The following is a 14,967-nucleotide window of genomic DNA, read 5'->3' as shown; positions in this document are numbered from 1 at the left end:
AGGCTTGTCCTAAATTAGATAACACTTACTAAAACTATCGGTAATTTATAATACCCTTCCTTCTTTTGTTATTTTTTCTAGCCAAACCATCAGCATTTCTTTATTTACTAAAAATTTAGTTCCAACTTTGAAACAAGGAAAATCAGAATTTTTGCTATGTGCTAATTCCCTAAGTTTATCTCTTCCAATACCAGTGAATTTAGCACATTCTTCTATTGTTAAGGTCACTTTATTTTGCTTTAATAAAGATTTCTCAATAGTTTGTTTTATTACATCTTTGAGATCATCTAGATTCATCCCTATATCTCTCCCTTTCCATTTACGCACTCTTTTCTAAAAATTTATTGATAAAATACTGTTGCCCTTTACCAGTTACCTTTGGAGTTTTATTTACCGTTACATGCCCATCTGAATGCGTTATAGATGTTTCTTTAACCTCAAATAATCCTAACTCCATACTTCTTTGTGTTGGCATATTATAATCTGTACCTTTTCTCCTTATTAAGTAGCCGTTATCTCTTAGCCACTTAAATAGTCTCTTTGCTCCTGTATCAATACCATTTTGTTTCAAAAGCTTTGCTAAATCTCCAACCAATATTGAAGTTTTAGAAGCACTTACAGCGTCTGCAAATAGGACTTTAGGCTTGTCCTTTTCAATTTTTCTCTCTGCTTCAATTCGTTTCTGTTTTTCTTCTTTTAGCTTTGTTGCTAATTGAATTAGAAAATCTGGACTTGTTAGTGCTTTCTCTAATGTATCATCTGTCATGTATGCTCCATGCTTGCGAATGCTAGGTAAAACTTCACTTGTTACCCATCTTTTAAACTTCTTTGCATTCGGAAGTTTAGAACTTAGAATTAAACTGTAAAGTCCACTTTCGTTGATTAATGTAGTTTGACTTTTAACCATGTTCCCATTTTGGGAATGTGCTATCATTTCTTTAATTTTGTCATCATCATCAACATGTACCATTACTGCTTTAGATGCATTTGAATACCCTAAAATTGTTGCTACATCTTTTCCCACAAACCAAGGCTCGTTATCCTTTGTAACTACTCTTACCTGCCCAAATTCTCTGTTTTTGAAAATTTGTAAATCGTTCATCTTTTGTCCTCCTCATGCCACTCCATATTTAATTGCCATTTCCTTCGTTATAGCCACATAACCCTCAATAAGCTTTTTATCATCTGCAATTACATCAAGATAGTTAAGCTTGTCCCTTCTGGATTTACAAACTCCTTCATCTGCCATTCTTCTTCTCTTATTAGTCAAGCGTTGTTTTAAGTTTGTCCCCATACGCTTATCTAATAGCGTATAAATTTCTGTATTAACCTCTTTTATATATCCAAAACCACCTAGTTTTTGCGCTATTTTGACAATTATATTTCTTGCATCTGTTCTCCAACTTGTAGTATCTAATGTGATTACATCACGCATGTCTTGTAGCTCTTTTTTGGTCTCCTGTATATCTGCTTTAAGCTTTTTCTGTTCCAGTTCCATATTAATAAGTAATTGAAGCTGCGGACTAAGTTGTTGTAAAGGTGCTGATAATTGTTGCTCCATTTCATGGAATTTATTGATGTACCTTGCAGTAAATATTGCTCCTTTTTGTCCTGTTAGTTTATGTGCTATAAACTCACAACCCTTTTTGGTTACGTTATAACGCTTATATGTCTTGTTGTTTCCTTCTGCTTTATATGTGCTTTCTAAGAAAAAATCCTGAGAACGCAATTTTGCGTTTTCTAAATATTGGATATATGTTTCTATATCTCTCAATAAATCACTATGTCTTTTCCCTACCATCTCAGCTACTTCTCTGCTATCTAATGTAGCTGGTTTTGTAATCAATTCTTTCATCTTTCGTTCCCCCTTTGTTCATATGTTCTTTCAATTTTTTCGTATGCTAATATCTGTTGTTCATAAGGGAGTTTACTTATTCTAGCTGCTATAATGTCAGCCATTGCTTTTGCTTTCAATTCTGATGCATATTCTTTATCTGGAATGTTTACAACAACTTTTATTTTTTGTTTAGCCAATTGTCACTCCCCTTTCTTTTCTTTTGCTAAATTTTATGAATTTTCTAGTTTGTACTATTCATCACAATTAAATAAAACTGATACATGAACGTCTAAAGCTTTTGCTAATCTGCAAAGAACTTTCATTGATGCATTCTTTTTAGTGCCTCTTTCCAACTCAGCTATATATGTCTTAGATATACCAGATAGCTCTGATAATTGTCTTATGCTGAATCCTCTGCGTTCTCTAATCTCTTTGATATACAGTTTCATCTGATTCCATCTCCTGTTTTGTCTATTGCCCCCTTTTGTCGATATTTGTATGAAGGTTTCACTCTCTTCCTGTAGAAATATGGAAATAGGAAGGAGGTGAAATTATGAATAAAATTGGTCTTTCACATGAAGAAATAGATGCTATATTAAAAAATGCTATATCTCCTGAAAAAACTATAGACTCTAATGCTATACGTGATGTTATAGCAACTGCTATAATAAAAAATAACGAAAAAATCTTAGAAGATATCAAAAGGATTCATCTTACCAAGTAAATTTATCTTTTTCTAACTCAGAGAAAGTTATATTCTCTATTTCTTTGAATTTTAGAGTGCTAATTTTCTTTGGCTGTTCTGGAACTCGCCCTTCCAGTTCAGCTATTCTTTTTTCTAACTCTTCTACTCTTTGCTCTAAAGTTTTCATTTTTTCACCACCTTTCAGGATTGTTAATTTCTACTAGTACTTCTGTTTTGCTGTTGCAGGTTGCTTTAACAATCAATGAGCAATCTGCTTCTTTTTCTTTATTACTTTCTTTAACTTCAATATTTAGAGTTGCGTAAAGATTTTTTGATGTTTTATCCACTTTTCTCCCTCCTTTGCCAAAATTTACAGCTATTTTTGTGTTGTTAAGTGTGAGAAAATATAGTTAGGCAGTAGTTTTGTTTTTACACTTTTCGTGTAGTAGTATGTTAAAAAAAATATAGTTTATATCTGCTTCTGGGAATTTACGTTTAAATTTTTTAATAAAATTATAACTAGGATTTCTTTCTCCTTTTTCTATTTTCTCGTAGAATGATGTTGAAATATCTAGTAAACTTGCCATTTGTTCTTTATTTAGATTTTTATTTTCTCTAAACTTTTTTAATCGTTCTTGAGATTGCACTAAAACACCTCCTCACTAGTAATGTTCTTTCTACACTTTAAGTGTGATTCGTTAATTTAATATTACTACACTTATTGTGTGATGTCAAATGCTTTTTTATACTTTTTGTGTGAAATATTTTTTATCAACACATTATGTGTTAAAATGTTTTAGAGGTGATATTTATGTTTGGTAGTAGATTGAAACACTTAAGAAGTAAAAAGAAAATAACTCAGCAGGAATTAGCTGAGCTATTAAATGTATCACCAAGTACAATAGGTATGTATGAACAAGGAAGAAGAGACCCAGATACAAATACAATAAAGTTTCTTGCTAATTATTTCAATGTTTCTACAGATTATTTATTAGGAATTGTAGATGATCCTGATGTAATAAGGGTTACAGGAGATCAAGTTCCAAAAGAACTTCGCAATATAGGGGTTGAATACTTAACATTAGCAAAAGAAATGCAAGATAAAGAAATTCCACCCGAAGACATCAAAAAAATACTTGATGTTTTAAAAAAACATACCTAAAAAAATAACAACTAGATCAAAAGATCAGTTGTTATTTTTTATGTTTAGAATTTATAATTATATTATTTTTTATCTTTAAATCCTTTAGATAAGGTACGTCGATATTAATTTCTTTAGTTTCTGTATTTTTCACTATATATTCCCCCTTATTCTACATGGCGAGGCGTTTTTGTATTTATATCGAACACATGTTCTGTTTAAATTATACTACTACCTCTTATGGTATTCAATACCAAATTTGTAATTGTATTATACAACAACGCTACAACCATTGCAAATACTATGTTTGTGTTGTTCTAAAAATCGTATGAATAACACAAAAAATTTTTTGTAGGCCTACTGCATATACTATTGTACCAAAAAAAATGTCCACTATAGCGTTATCGTTCGCCTTTTTCTTGTATGTTTCGACAATATTAAAAAACATTAGCTTTCGACAATATTTTGAGGATTTTGACATAATAATTATTATATAATTTGCTTTGGAAAAGGAGGTGACGAAAGGATGACAAATGCAGATATGAATATAAACATTAATAATATTAATACAAATATACAAACATCATCTTCTGCTTCAGAATCATATTTTGATGGTGGTTTACTTGGTCTTGTCGGAATAAGTATATTAGGCTTTTTAATTACTGTATTCACTGCTGGAATATGTTTACCATGGGCTGTATGCCTAAAAGAAAGATGGATTGCAGAACACACAGTTATTGAAGGTAGGAGACTAAAATTTACTGGAACAGCAATGGGATTGTTCGGTCAATGGATTAAAATTTTACTATTATGTTTTATTACTTTAGGTATTTATGGATTTTGGGCTAATATTGCCATTAAAAAATGGGTTGTGAAAAATACAAAATTTGCTTAATATTATCTTAAATTAATTTTTTGGAGGAATTTCTAATGAAAAAAATTATTAGTTTTTTATTAATTGCAATATTAACAATGCTAACTGTTGCTTGTTCAGGTCCTAAACCTGAGAATACAGTAAAGTCTTTTTTAGATTCATATAAAAGTGGAAACTTTACAGAAGCTATGAATTACATAATAGATAGCGAAAATTTTAGTATGGAGAAAATAAAAAAAGATTTTGAAGAAAAAGAAGATGAAAAACTTACAAAAGCTTTTATAAAAACTTTTAGCAAACTTAAATACAATATAATCAATACTAAAATAGAAAATGACACTGCTGTTGTTGAAACTGAAATAACTGTACCAAATCTAGGTAAAGTAACAAGGGAATTAATACAAGAAGCTTTTACATTAGCTTTGTCTAATGCTTTTAGTGAAAATAATAATCAAGACAAAATGGATTCTATGATAGAAACAATGTTTCTTGATAAAATAAATAGTGAAGACATTCCTATGGTTAAAAAGAATGTGAATATACATCTTGTGAAACAAGATAATTCTTGGATAATTAAAGCTGATGAAGATTTAGTAAATGCAATTACTGGAAATTTAATAGAAATGGCTAAAGCCTTTGGTAATTAATTTAATTTCAAAGCTACTTTCAGGTAGCTTTTATTTTTTCTCTAAAAATCATATAATTAATGTAACAATACCTAGAAAGGTGATAATATGAAAGCAGCAATATATAGTAGAAAAAGTAAATTTACTGGAAAAGGTGAATCTATACAAAACCAAATAGAACTTTGTAAAGAATATGCGCAAAAACATTTTAATATTGATGAATTTTTAGTATATGAAGATGAAGGATTTTCTGGGGGCAATGTAGATCGTCCTGAATTTCAAAGACTTATAAAAGATGTAAAGAAAAAGAAATTCAATATATTAATATGTTATAGGCTTGATCGTATCAGTAGAAACATATCTGATTTTTCTTCTACTATGGAGCTTCTTGAAGAAAATGACATTAGCTTCGTTTCTATAAAAGAACAATTCGATACTTCTACTCCTATGGGTCGTGCTATGATGTATATATCTTCTGTATTTGCTCAATTAGAAAGAGAAACTATTGCTGAACGTATTCGAGATAACATGTATCAACTAGCACGCTCTGGACGTTGGCTAGGTGGTAAAACCCCTACAGGGTATAAAAGTGAAGCTATTATATATCATGACGAAAACTTAGTTAAAAGGAAAGCTTATAAGCTAGCTCCTATATCTAAAGAACTGGAATTAGTGAAAAAAATATATAATAAATACCTAGAATTCCAAAGCCTTACCAAGCTTGAAAGTTGGACACTAGAAAATGGTATAACTACTAAAAATAGAAATAATTTTGATAAAAGTGCATTAAAATTAATTCTTACTAATCCAGTATATTGTATAGCTGATGATATTATCTATGAATACTTTCAAAACCTTAATGCTGACGTAGCAGCTCCTTTATTTGATTTTGATAATAAACATGGTCTCATGGTATTTAATAAACACAATCAGAAGAAAAAAACTAAGGTTGTAAGAAAAGATGAATCGGAATGGATTATTGCTGTTGGTAAACACGAAGGTATTATTGCCTCCAGAGATTGGATTAAGGTACAAAATATATTAAATAAAAATAGTAGCAAAGCTCCTAGAGCTGGCACAGGTAAATATGGTCTTGTAACAAGACTTTTAAGATGTAATAATTGTGGTTCTAAAATGAGAGTATCTTACAAAACAGTAAATGGAGAAGTTAAAAACTATTATTATAGATGCTTGTTAAAAGAACGTTCTAGAAAATCAAAATGCGATATACCTAATGTAAATGGTAAGGTTGTAGATGATCTTATAGTTAATGAAATTAAAAAATTAGCTTTTGATGAAAATAAACTCTACAAAGAGCTCGCTAGAAAAAAAGATAATATTAAGCATCTAACAAAATCTCATGAATCTGAAAAAAATAGACTTCAAAAAGAACTTAAAAAATATGAAGAATCTATCAATAATCTAACAATGCAACTTGCTAAAAATGCAAATTCTACTGCTTCAAAATATATAATTCAACAAATAGAAGCTTTAGATAATAAAATAACTGATATTAAGAAAAAAATTAATAACATGGATGAAGTACAAGAATCTACTCTGCTTGAGCAGATGAATCTAGAATTAGTAGAATCTTCTATTCGTAAATTTGCAACTGATTTTGAAAATTTAACAATTGATGAGCAGAAAAAAATATTAGAGCAGATTATTGATAGTATTACATGGGATGGAGAAAAAATTGAAATAAATATATTTTGCCAGAAATAATAGAATGGCTACTATGTTTTAAATTAAACATGGTAGCCATTTTGTGTATATAGCAGAAGCCATATCTATGGCAGATCGCGTTATTGTATTGTCTAAAAGACCTGCATTTGTCAAAAGTATTCATACAATAAACTTAACCCTTGAAAACGAAAGAACACCTCTTTCATCTAGAGAAGCTCCCGAGTTTAGACATTATTTTAATACAATATGGAAGGAGCTTGATGTGCATGTTAGATAAAATAATGTGTAATACACAGTTTAAAAATATAAACAATAAATTTTCTCATGAACATATTGATTTTCTTTGTAAACATAGGAAAAGAAAAAAAGTAATTTTTATTACACAAATAGCTTTGATTGTGATATTTTTTGTTCTCTGGGAAATTGCAGCAAGATTAAAATTGATTGATACCTTTCTTACTAGTTATCCTTCTCAAATGTGGCATTTATTTTTAAAACTTGCTAAAGATGGTTCACTTTTTAAACATATTGGCATAAGTTCTTTTGAAACCATTGTAGGGTTTTTATTAGGAACTTTTTCAGGAACTATTATTGCCATTCTTCTATGGTGGTCTGACTTTATTTCTAAAGTTCTTGATCCATACATGGTTATACTAAATGCATTACCAAAAACAGCTTTAGCACCAATTATTATATTATGGGCAGGTGCAGGAATAACTGGTATAATTGTTACTGCAATGACTGTATCTATTGTAGTTACCATCTTAGGAGTATACGGAGGATTTAAGGAAGTTGATAAAGACAAAATCAAAATGCTTAAAACCTTTGGTGCTACAAAAATTCAGATACTGCAAAAGGTAATCATTCCTGCAAGCATTCCTACTATAATAAACGCTCTTAAAATAAATGTTGGTCTATCATGGGTCGGTGTAATCGTTGGAGAATTTTTAGTATCTCAAGCAGGAATCGGCTATCTGATTGTTTACGGTGGTCAAGTCTTTAAACTTGATTTAGTTATGACAAGTGTCATTATACTAGCCATATTGGCAGCACTTATGTATCAAGGAGTAGCTTATCTAGAGAAAAGATTAATGAAATAAAAATAAACACATAAAATCATTCAATAAAAAAAAATTGAATCTAAGGTCTGAGACTGTTAAAAAAGTTCATTTTTTAACAGTCTCAAAACACCCACTTAGATATTTTCTATTTGTTTAATTCTTCTAATAATTTTTCAAGATCTATCCCATGAATTTCTGCTGCCTGTTCTAATGACTCCATTTGAGATGATGGACAGCCTAGACAACCCATTCCAAATTCTATTAAAATTTCAGCAGCCTTAGGATTCATTTTTAACACATCACTAATTAAAGTGTCCTTTGTTATTTTCATATTTATAACCTCCATATAACTTATTTTTTTGATATTTCATACTTTAATCTTTGTTTAAATTATGAGTATATTCTAAATAGCTCCTAAAACTCTACTAATTGTAATCAGCCTCTCTTTAGATCTTTTCTTTAAATATTTCTTCAACACCCTCTTTGAATTTTTCAAAATGAATCCTATCGATAAAATGACCTAACTTTTCTCCCATCTCAGCTTCTCTCGTGTAATATTCATATATAGCTTCAACCATATAATAAGCTTCATCTTCTGATAATTTTTCAGCTACAACATCTGGCATCCTTGGATAAAAACCCGCACTTCCTCCGACTGTAACTATATACCCCTCAACATCTCCAATAACTGCAATATCCTTTGAATAAGCACTTGTACAAGAGTTTCTACACCCTACCACTCCAATTTTTGTTCTGTTTGGAGTTGATGCTCCATAAAATCTCTTTTCAAGTCTCATACCTAGTTTTAAAGAATTCTGCTTGGCTCTTTTACAAAATGATGCAGGGCACATTTCTACATTCTTAACAGAATAAGGTGATAAAACACCAGGTTCCATATCAAGATCTTTCCAAGCCTTATCAACATCTTCAGGTTTTAAACCCAGTATTGAAATTCTTTGTCCTGATGTTATTTTTATAATGCCATTATACTTTTTTGCTACTTGTGCTATATGCATTAACTGATCTGGTTTAATAAACCCTCCAGGAATACGTGGAGTAATCCCATAAGTCCTTTTACCTTCCCTTATTTTTTGAAGAACTGCATATTTTGGTGCTTTCATCATAATAAGCACTCCTTTATTTTTTATAATTTATAGGAGCTGGGGCTTTAACTACAATCAATTCTAAAACTTCATCATGTAAATTGTTTACATTCATCTTTGTATTATATGGTATTTGTAAAATATCACCTTTTCTATATTCATGTACATCTTGTTCATCTAGTCTTATCGATAATGTACCTCTGAGTACTGTCATATAAACATTTGAGTTTGAAAAATGCTCTGGTAGTCCTTGGTTTTTATTAAAAACCATATGGATATAATTAATATTCTCATCCATGATAATCTTCTCCACCACTTTTTCATCTGTAACACTATATTTAAATACCTTTTCAATCATTATAACTCCTCACTTTCAATTTCTTTTTTTCTTAATTCTTGTTTTTATTATAAACTTTATTTTCTCCATAAAATATGATTTGCATCACAAAATGCTTTCAAAAAATTTTTAGGATATTTTTACCAGTATCATAAATTAAAATATACTTGGTTAAAATAATTAAGTAAACAAAAACTATAAGGAGGCTTTTTTAATGTTTGGTATGGTTCCTTTTAAAAGAAACAATTCTTTAGAAAAAAGAAATGATTATTTTAATCAGCTTTTCAATAACTTTTTTGATGATGATTTTTTTGCTCCAATGATTACTTTTGGCAATGCTTTTAAAGTTGATTTAAAAGAGACAGAAAACGAATATACAATTGAAGCTGATTTACCTGGTATTAATAAAGAAGCTATTGATATTGACTATGAAAATAATTATTTAACAATTCGTGCTAAAAGAGAAGAAACTATAGAAAATGAAAATAATAACTATGTAAGACGTGAAAGAAGTTATGGTGAATTTAAAAGAAGATTTTATATTGACAATGTAAATGAAGAAAAAATAAATGCTTCTTTTAAAAATGGAGTCTTAAAAATTACTTTACCAAAATTAGAAAAGTCAAAAGTTCACAAAAGAAAAATAGATATTCACTAGTATACTATCTTGTTTCCAAAATAACCCCTAAACTTAGGGGTTATTCTATAATCTTGCTCATAGTTTCTTTTGCTTTTGCATATTTTTCTAAAAGCTCTATTCCATAATCTATATACTTCATCAACTGGTCTTTTCCATTAAATGAAATAATATTCATAAAGACATTTTTTGTTTGCATTGTAATCATTGCTCTTTCTGAATCACTTGTAGCACTGCCAAAAGGTCCTATTTCATCAGTAAGTACTGGCAAATTTTCAATATTAATCTGTCCTCTTCCAATGCCTTCATATGGTTGTCCTTCTTTTCCAATGCTAAAGATGATAGGCGGTTTTAATTTATCTATGTCGTAAGATCCAACAGAATAGTATGAAGTAATTGAAATTAGATTATTTATATCTACAATATTATTTATTTTATATAGTTCATTTCCCTTTATGATTCTTCTTAATAAAGATTCTGAAGATAATCTATATCTTGTAGGATCTTTTCTTAATTTTTTATATACTTCTCTTGATGTTTTTATATTTTGTAACTTAGATATTTCCTGTAAGGTTATTTTATTTTTAAGTTCTTCACAAACACTATTAATTTCGTTCCACAAATCTTTCATATCTTTTTCTAAACTTACTTTTGCTTGTATACATCCTAACGCTATATTTGGACAAATTTCCTTTAATTCACTAGAGATTCGAATATCTATCATTTTTATCTCCTCCTTATTTCTTATTCCAGAAAGCATTAATACATCTTCCTATATTATTTTCATTTACATTGATATAAGGAAACCATTCTTTTGGAAACAATTTTTTGTAACTGCTATATGTAAATCTTTCATCTATCAATAGTATTACACCCTTGTCCGTTTCAGACCTAATTACTCTTCCAGCTGCCTGTAAAACCTTATTCATTCCAGGATACATATAAGAATACTCATACCCCATATTATTTTTATCTTGAAAATAATCCTTTATAATATCTCTTTCTAAACACATTTGTGGTAATCCTACTCCCACTATAATAGTACCAACAAGCCTATCATCTTTAAGGTCAATACCTTCAGAATATATTCCTCCTAATACACAAAATCCTAATGTATTACTTTTAGGATTTGGCTTGAATAATTTTAAAAAATCTTCACGCTCATATTCAGTCATAGAAGGCTCTTGAATATACGTATTTATATCAGGGTATTCTTTATTAAACATTTCATAAACAGCATTCATATATTTATATGAAGGAAAAAAAACTAAATAATTGCCTTTTTGTTCTTCAATAACTCGACCTATAAAACTTACAATATGAGAATAACTCATCTCCCTTTGACGATATTTAGTAGAAACACCCCCTGCGATTAATAAGCATCTATTATTTACATCAAACGGAGAATCTAACCGTATAAATTTATCATCTTCTTTTCCACCTAATATATTGTGATAATAATTCATAGGTATTAATGTAGCTGAGAAAAATACTGTGGCTTTCCCCTTCTTTAATACCTCACTTAGTAAATATGATGGATCTATACAAAATAGTTTTATCTTTACATCATTATTTATTTTTTCAACATAAGTTATATATCTTTCATCATATAATTCCAATATCTTTATAAACATAAGAACATCAAAATATAACTGAAGTAACTCTTCATATTCTTCTAATTCTTTTTCTCTAAGCAGACATTCTTCTGCCTCTTTTATAAACTTCATTAATAATCCATATATACCATCTGGGCTTTCCTTGCTTATATAGTATAATTCATTACAGTTTTTTTTCATTTTTAGCATGAACTTATTTATTTTGTCTAAAGCTTTTGAAAGTTTAGGTTTCTTATCTCTAGTAGCTTTTTTCAATTCTAAAATAGGCTTCTTATAAAGCTCTGCCGAAAACATTTCTCTTGACCTATCCACTAAATTATGTGCTTCATCAATCAAAAAAGTATAGTCTCCACCTGTATCTGAAAAAAATCTTTTCAAAGAAACATTAGGATCAAATAAATAATTATAATCACATATGACTGCATCAGCCCAAGATGTTAAATCTAATGAGTACTCAAAAGGGCATACGTTATACTTTCTAGAATATCGTTCTATAGTTTCTCTCGTCAATTCATTAGAGTTCTTTAATATATCCATAATTGCATCATTTACTCTATCAAAATGGCCTCGTGCATATTCACAAGTATCTGGATTACAATTAGTTTCATCACAAAAGCAAATTTTCTCCTTAGCAGTAAGAGTTATAGTTTTAAACTCTAATCCATTTTCTCTCATCAGTTCAAACGCATCTTGTGCAGCAGTACGTGTAATAGTCTTTGCAGTTAAATAAAATATTTTTGAAGTTAACCCCTCCCCAACTGCCTTAATAGAAGGAAATATTGTGGATATTGTTTTTCCTATACCAGTTGGTGCTTGAGCGTAGAGTTTTTTACCATTTGCAATTGTTTTATAAACTGCTACTGCTAATTCACGTTGTCCTTTCCTATAAGCTTTATAAGGAAATTCTAATCTCTTAATAGAAGCATCTCTCTTAGCCTTCCAATCTAAAATCATTTTAGCCCATACAGAATACTTATCTGTAATATCGTAAAAAAATACTCTAAGTTCTTCAAAGGTAAAAGTTTTATCTATATATTTTATTTCTTCAGTATCAAGTTGATAATACGTCAATCTGATGTTAATACTATCAAGTTCATATTGCTTAGCATATATGTATGCGTAGCATTTAGCTTGAGCCCAATGTAGGTGGTTAAAATTTTCATCAATTATCTCAAGTGGAGCCACAGTAGTTTTAATTTCATCAATAGTTACAACGCCATTATCACAAATAACTCCATCGGCTCTTCCTCCAACTTCCAATATAAAATCCTTGTAATCTAGACTTAATTTTAAAGTAACCTCTGCTTCATATTTTTCTTTACTAGCTTTCTGTATTTTTTTATGTGCTTTTGTTCCTTCAACAGCTCTGCTACTCCCTGAAAAATTTGTACTAATATTACCAGAGCGAAGAATAAACTCTACCAAATCTCTGATTGAAATTTTTACTTTATGTTTTGTATCCATATTTATCAACCTTATTTTTTATATTAATTATTATATACTACATATTTTAACACACTATAGATAAACAAAATAAACATTTGAAAAAGATTATAGTATAATTAAAATAAAATGTTCTTTTTAAAATCATAAAAAGAAGGAGATGGACAGATATGAAAAGACAAACAAAAGAAACAATAGTATTTTTAATAATAGGTCTTTTACTTGTTATATTTGTAATAGGATATAGACATATGCAAGATACAAAACATATCGACTTAAAAGGAAAATACATTGGTGAAGCTATGGGCAAAAACGGAAAAGTCAAAGTAGCTTTATCCATAGATGATGGAAAAATCACTAATATTGAAATTTTAAAAAATAAAGAATCAAAAATGGCTCAAAAGGTTTTTGAATTTATTGCAAAAAATGTAGTGAAAAATAATAGTTTAGCTGTTGATGATGTAGCTGGAGCTACTAGAAGTAGTAAGGATATAAAAAGTGCTATTTCAGATGCAATAGATAAAGCTGGAATAACCTTATCAACCGTAGTAAATAAATCTCAAAAAAACAAACTTAAAGATATATATACAGATGTTGTAGTTGTAGGCGGTGGAGGTGCAGGCTTAACTGCATCAATAACAGCAAGCGCTCATGGAGCTGATGTTATATTAGTTGAAAAATTGCCAATACTTGGAGGAAATACAAAATTTGCCACAGGTGGTTTGAATGCAGCAGGAACAGTATTTCAAAAAGAAAAAGGAATACAAGATAGCCCTCAAAAATTTTTAGAAGATACCTTAAAAGGAGGAAAATATAAAAATAATGTAGATTTAGTAAATATATTAGCTAAAAATTCTTCTAAAATAGTAGATTGGCTCACTAACCTTGGTATGGACTTATCAGATGTAGGAAGACTAGGTGGTTCTAGCGTAGATAGAGCCCACAGACCGAAAGGAGGAGCTCCTGTAGGAGACAAATTATTTGATACTCTAGAAAAGGCAGCTAAAAATAATGGTGTTCATATAAAAATAGCCACAAAAGCTGAAAAAATATTATATGATGGAAATAAAGTCATAGGAATAGGTGTTAAAAACATTGATGGAAATACCTATAATATATATGCAAAATCAGTAATATTAGCAACTGGTGGCTTTGGAGCAAATCAAGATATGATAACAGCTTATAGAAAAGATTTAAAAAACTTTGGCACTACCAACAGTCCAGGTGCTACAGGCGATGCAATAAATTTATTAAAAGATTTAGATGTTGCTTTAGTAGATATGGATCAGATTCAAATCCATCCAACGGTAGCTTTTAACACAAACCATCTTATAACAGAAGCTGTAAGAGGTAATGGAGCTATATTAGTAAATAAAGCAGGAAAAAGATTTGTAAATGAGCTAGAAACTCGTGATGTAGTTTCTCAAGCAGAACTATCTCAAGAAGGAAAAGCAGCATATTTAATATTTGATGAAAATATAAGAAAAAGCTTAAAAGCAATAGAAAAATATTACAATGAAGGTCTACTAACTGAAGCTACATCTTTGAAAAACTTAGCATCTTCTTTAGAGATAGATCCAGAACAATTACAAGAAACAGTTAAGCAGTATAATGAATACGTTAAATTAGGAGAAGATAAAGATTTTCATAAAAAATCAATAAAAATAAAAATAGAAAAGCCAAACTTTTATGGTATAAAGGTTGCCCCAGCAGTTCACTATACTATGGGAGGAATAAAAATAAATGAAAAAGCTCAAGTTATCAATAATTCTGGAAAAATCATAAAAGGCTTATATGCAGCAGGGGAAGTTACAGGTGGTATTCATGGTGCCAATAGATTAGGTGGTAACTCCTTAACAGATATAACTGTATTTGGGAAAATTGCAGGAGATAGTGCTTTTGAAAACTTAAAATAATTTAA

At 29.5% G+C, this 14,967-nt stretch carries 21 protein-coding genes and 1 pseudogene; 9 read left to right on the top strand and 13 right to left on the bottom strand.

The window, feature by feature from the left end:
• Positions 1-45: 45 nt before the first annotated feature.
• The 5 genes from FQB35_RS04390 to FQB35_RS04370 are packed head-to-tail and all read right to left on the bottom strand — an operon-like array spanning position 46 to position 2,286.
• Positions 46-297, bottom strand: a complete 252-nt coding sequence (locus tag FQB35_RS04390; protein WP_148808814.1) for an excisionase — start codon at positions 295-297, stop codon at positions 46-48.
• Positions 298-319: 22 nt separating this feature from the next.
• Complete coding sequence (locus FQB35_RS04385) at positions 320-1,102, bottom strand: phage antirepressor (RefSeq protein ID WP_148808813.1); 783 nt, start codon at positions 1,100-1,102, stop codon at positions 320-322.
• Between the two features lie 12 nt (positions 1,103-1,114).
• Positions 1,115-1,855, bottom strand: coding sequence for a Rha family transcriptional regulator (locus FQB35_RS04380; RefSeq protein WP_148808812.1), 741 nt, complete (start codon positions 1,853-1,855; stop codon positions 1,115-1,117).
• A complete protein-coding gene (locus FQB35_RS04375) occupies positions 1,852-2,034 on the bottom strand; it encodes a hypothetical protein (protein ID WP_148808811.1) in 183 nt (60 codons plus the stop codon). The genes FQB35_RS04380 and FQB35_RS04375 overlap by 4 nt, the downstream gene beginning before the upstream one ends.
• Before the next feature lie 54 nt (positions 2,035-2,088).
• Entirely contained in the window at positions 2,089-2,286 is a 198-nt protein-coding gene (locus FQB35_RS04370; RefSeq protein WP_148808810.1) for a helix-turn-helix domain-containing protein, read from the bottom strand.
• Positions 2,287-2,390: 104 nt separating this feature from the next.
• Between FQB35_RS04370 and FQB35_RS15750 the strand changes: the two genes are divergently transcribed.
• Positions 2,391-2,561, top strand: a complete 171-nt coding sequence (locus FQB35_RS15750) for a hypothetical protein (RefSeq protein ID WP_168198237.1) — start codon at positions 2,391-2,393, stop codon at positions 2,559-2,561.
• Here FQB35_RS15750 and FQB35_RS15745 read toward each other — a convergent pair.
• The 3 genes from FQB35_RS15745 to FQB35_RS04365 all read right to left on the bottom strand — a co-directional run bounded on the left by FQB35_RS15745 (position 2,551) and on the right by FQB35_RS04365 (position 3,169).
• Positions 2,551-2,709 (bottom strand): hypothetical protein, encoded by a 159-nt coding sequence (locus FQB35_RS15745; RefSeq protein ID WP_168198236.1) that lies wholly within the window; start codon positions 2,707-2,709, stop codon positions 2,551-2,553. The genes FQB35_RS15750 and FQB35_RS15745 overlap by 11 nt on opposite strands.
• A 4-nt stretch (positions 2,710-2,713) precedes the next feature.
• Positions 2,714-2,869, bottom strand: coding sequence for a hypothetical protein (locus FQB35_RS15740; protein ID WP_168198235.1), 156 nt, complete (start codon positions 2,867-2,869; stop codon positions 2,714-2,716).
• Between the two features lie 63 nt (positions 2,870-2,932).
• Complete coding sequence (locus FQB35_RS04365) at positions 2,933-3,169, bottom strand: helix-turn-helix domain-containing protein (RefSeq protein ID WP_148808809.1); 237 nt, start codon at positions 3,167-3,169, stop codon at positions 2,933-2,935.
• A 164-nt stretch (positions 3,170-3,333) separates the two neighbouring features.
• Between FQB35_RS04365 and FQB35_RS04360 the strand changes: the two genes are divergently transcribed.
• From FQB35_RS04360 to FQB35_RS04335, 6 genes and pseudogenes are all read left to right on the top strand, one after another.
• The gene (locus FQB35_RS04360) at positions 3,334-3,684 is read left to right on the top strand and encodes a helix-turn-helix domain-containing protein (RefSeq protein WP_148808808.1); all 351 of its coding nucleotides are present in this window, start codon (positions 3,334-3,336) and stop codon (positions 3,682-3,684) included.
• Positions 3,685-4,189: 505 nt separating this feature from the next.
• On the top strand, positions 4,190-4,558 hold the full coding sequence (locus FQB35_RS04355; protein WP_148808807.1) for a DUF898 family protein: 369 nt from the start codon (positions 4,190-4,192) through the stop codon (positions 4,556-4,558).
• A gap of 35 nt (positions 4,559-4,593) precedes the next feature.
• The gene (locus FQB35_RS04350) at positions 4,594-5,184 is read left to right on the top strand and encodes a nuclear transport factor 2 family protein (RefSeq protein WP_148808806.1); all 591 of its coding nucleotides are present in this window, start codon (positions 4,594-4,596) and stop codon (positions 5,182-5,184) included.
• 87 nt (positions 5,185-5,271) lie between these two features.
• The gene (locus tag FQB35_RS04345) at positions 5,272-6,888 is read left to right on the top strand and encodes a recombinase family protein (RefSeq protein WP_148808805.1); all 1,617 of its coding nucleotides are present in this window, start codon (positions 5,272-5,274) and stop codon (positions 6,886-6,888) included.
• Positions 6,889-6,937: 49 nt separating this feature from the next.
• Positions 6,938-7,126: pseudogene (locus tag FQB35_RS04340) on the top strand (spermidine/putrescine ABC transporter ATP-binding protein); the annotation flags it as partial.
• Complete coding sequence (locus tag FQB35_RS04335) at positions 7,116-7,949, top strand: ABC transporter permease (protein ID WP_231701854.1); 834 nt, start codon at positions 7,116-7,118, stop codon at positions 7,947-7,949. The pseudogene FQB35_RS04340 and the gene FQB35_RS04335, both read left to right, overlap by 11 nt.
• A 106-nt stretch (positions 7,950-8,055) precedes the next feature.
• On the opposite strand, the gene FQB35_RS04330 is transcribed toward FQB35_RS04335, so the two are convergent.
• From FQB35_RS04330 to FQB35_RS04320, 3 genes are all read right to left on the bottom strand, one after another.
• On the bottom strand, positions 8,056-8,241 hold the full coding sequence (locus FQB35_RS04330; RefSeq protein ID WP_148808803.1) for a DUF1858 domain-containing protein: 186 nt from the start codon (positions 8,239-8,241) through the stop codon (positions 8,056-8,058).
• A 115-nt stretch (positions 8,242-8,356) separates the two neighbouring features.
• Positions 8,357-9,034, bottom strand: coding sequence for a nitrite/sulfite reductase domain-containing protein (locus FQB35_RS04325; protein WP_148808802.1), 678 nt, complete (start codon positions 9,032-9,034; stop codon positions 8,357-8,359).
• Between the two features lie 13 nt (positions 9,035-9,047).
• Positions 9,048-9,371 (bottom strand): cupin domain-containing protein, encoded by a 324-nt coding sequence (locus FQB35_RS04320; protein WP_148808801.1) that lies wholly within the window; start codon positions 9,369-9,371, stop codon positions 9,048-9,050.
• A gap of 193 nt (positions 9,372-9,564) precedes the next feature.
• Between FQB35_RS04320 and hsp18 the strand changes: the two genes are divergently transcribed.
• Entirely contained in the window at positions 9,565-10,008 is a 444-nt protein-coding gene (gene hsp18 / locus FQB35_RS04315) for a heat shock protein Hsp18 (RefSeq protein WP_148808800.1), read from the top strand.
• A gap of 40 nt (positions 10,009-10,048) precedes the next feature.
• Here the strand turns inward: hsp18 and FQB35_RS04310 are convergent, their stop codons facing one another.
• Positions 10,049-10,711: a B3/B4 domain-containing protein gene (locus tag FQB35_RS04310; RefSeq protein ID WP_148808799.1), complete on the bottom strand. Its 663-nt coding sequence runs from the start codon at positions 10,709-10,711 to the stop codon at positions 10,049-10,051.
• A 13-nt stretch (positions 10,712-10,724) separates the two neighbouring features.
• Complete coding sequence (locus FQB35_RS04305) at positions 10,725-13,067, bottom strand: ATP-dependent DNA helicase (protein ID WP_148808798.1); 2,343 nt, start codon at positions 13,065-13,067, stop codon at positions 10,725-10,727.
• A 149-nt stretch (positions 13,068-13,216) separates the two neighbouring features.
• On the opposite strand from FQB35_RS04305, the gene FQB35_RS04300 reads away from it, so the two are divergent.
• The gene (locus tag FQB35_RS04300) at positions 13,217-14,962 is read left to right on the top strand and encodes a flavocytochrome c (RefSeq protein WP_207707344.1); all 1,746 of its coding nucleotides are present in this window, start codon (positions 13,217-13,219) and stop codon (positions 14,960-14,962) included.
• The last annotated feature ends 5 nt before the right edge of the window (positions 14,963-14,967 follow it).

Source organism: Crassaminicella thermophila, from assembly GCF_008152325.1.
In the GTDB taxonomy this organism is placed as follows: Bacteria; Bacillota; Clostridia; order Peptostreptococcales; family Thermotaleaceae; genus Crassaminicella_A; species Crassaminicella_A thermophila.
The sequence above is the reverse complement of the archived record's forward strand: the minus strand, read 5'-3'. Positions and strand labels throughout refer to the sequence as shown.

Excerpts from the sequence above, each read along its gene's own strand:
- FQB35_RS04335 (WP_231701854.1), top strand. The coding sequence starts at position 7,116 with ATGTTAGATAAAATAATGTGTAATACACAGTTTAAAAATATAAACAAT.
- FQB35_RS04355 (WP_148808807.1), top strand. The coding sequence starts at position 4,190 with ATGACAAATGCAGATATGAATATAAACATTAATAATATTAATACAAAT.
- FQB35_RS04385 (WP_148808813.1), bottom strand. The coding sequence starts at position 1,102 with ATGAACGATTTACAAATTTTCAAAAACAGAGAATTTGGGCAGGTAAGA.
- hsp18 (WP_148808800.1), top strand. The coding sequence starts at position 9,565 with ATGTTTGGTATGGTTCCTTTTAAAAGAAACAATTCTTTAGAAAAAAGA.
- FQB35_RS04380 (WP_148808812.1), bottom strand. The coding sequence starts at position 1,855 with ATGAAAGAATTGATTACAAAACCAGCTACATTAGATAGCAGAGAAGTA.
- FQB35_RS04390 (WP_148808814.1), bottom strand. The coding sequence starts at position 297 with ATGAATCTAGATGATCTCAAAGATGTAATAAAACAAACTATTGAGAAA.
- FQB35_RS04320 (WP_148808801.1), bottom strand. The coding sequence starts at position 9,371 with ATGATTGAAAAGGTATTTAAATATAGTGTTACAGATGAAAAAGTGGTG.
- FQB35_RS04325 (WP_148808802.1), bottom strand. The coding sequence starts at position 9,034 with ATGATGAAAGCACCAAAATATGCAGTTCTTCAAAAAATAAGGGAAGGT.
- FQB35_RS04305 (WP_148808798.1), bottom strand. The coding sequence starts at position 13,067 with ATGGATACAAAACATAAAGTAAAAATTTCAATCAGAGATTTGGTAGAG.
- FQB35_RS04370 (WP_148808810.1), bottom strand. The coding sequence starts at position 2,286 with ATGAAACTGTATATCAAAGAGATTAGAGAACGCAGAGGATTCAGCATA.
- FQB35_RS15745 (WP_168198236.1), bottom strand. The coding sequence starts at position 2,709 with ATGAAAACTTTAGAGCAAAGAGTAGAAGAGTTAGAAAAAAGAATAGCT.
- FQB35_RS04350 (WP_148808806.1), top strand. The coding sequence starts at position 4,594 with ATGAAAAAAATTATTAGTTTTTTATTAATTGCAATATTAACAATGCTA.
- FQB35_RS04300 (WP_207707344.1), top strand. The coding sequence starts at position 13,217 with ATGAAAAGACAAACAAAAGAAACAATAGTATTTTTAATAATAGGTCTT.
- FQB35_RS04345 (WP_148808805.1), top strand. The coding sequence starts at position 5,272 with ATGAAAGCAGCAATATATAGTAGAAAAAGTAAATTTACTGGAAAAGGT.
- FQB35_RS04360 (WP_148808808.1), top strand. The coding sequence starts at position 3,334 with ATGTTTGGTAGTAGATTGAAACACTTAAGAAGTAAAAAGAAAATAACT.
- FQB35_RS15750 (WP_168198237.1), top strand. The coding sequence starts at position 2,391 with ATGAATAAAATTGGTCTTTCACATGAAGAAATAGATGCTATATTAAAA.
- FQB35_RS04330 (WP_148808803.1), bottom strand. The coding sequence starts at position 8,241 with ATGAAAATAACAAAGGACACTTTAATTAGTGATGTGTTAAAAATGAAT.
- FQB35_RS04310 (WP_148808799.1), bottom strand. The coding sequence starts at position 10,711 with ATGATAGATATTCGAATCTCTAGTGAATTAAAGGAAATTTGTCCAAAT.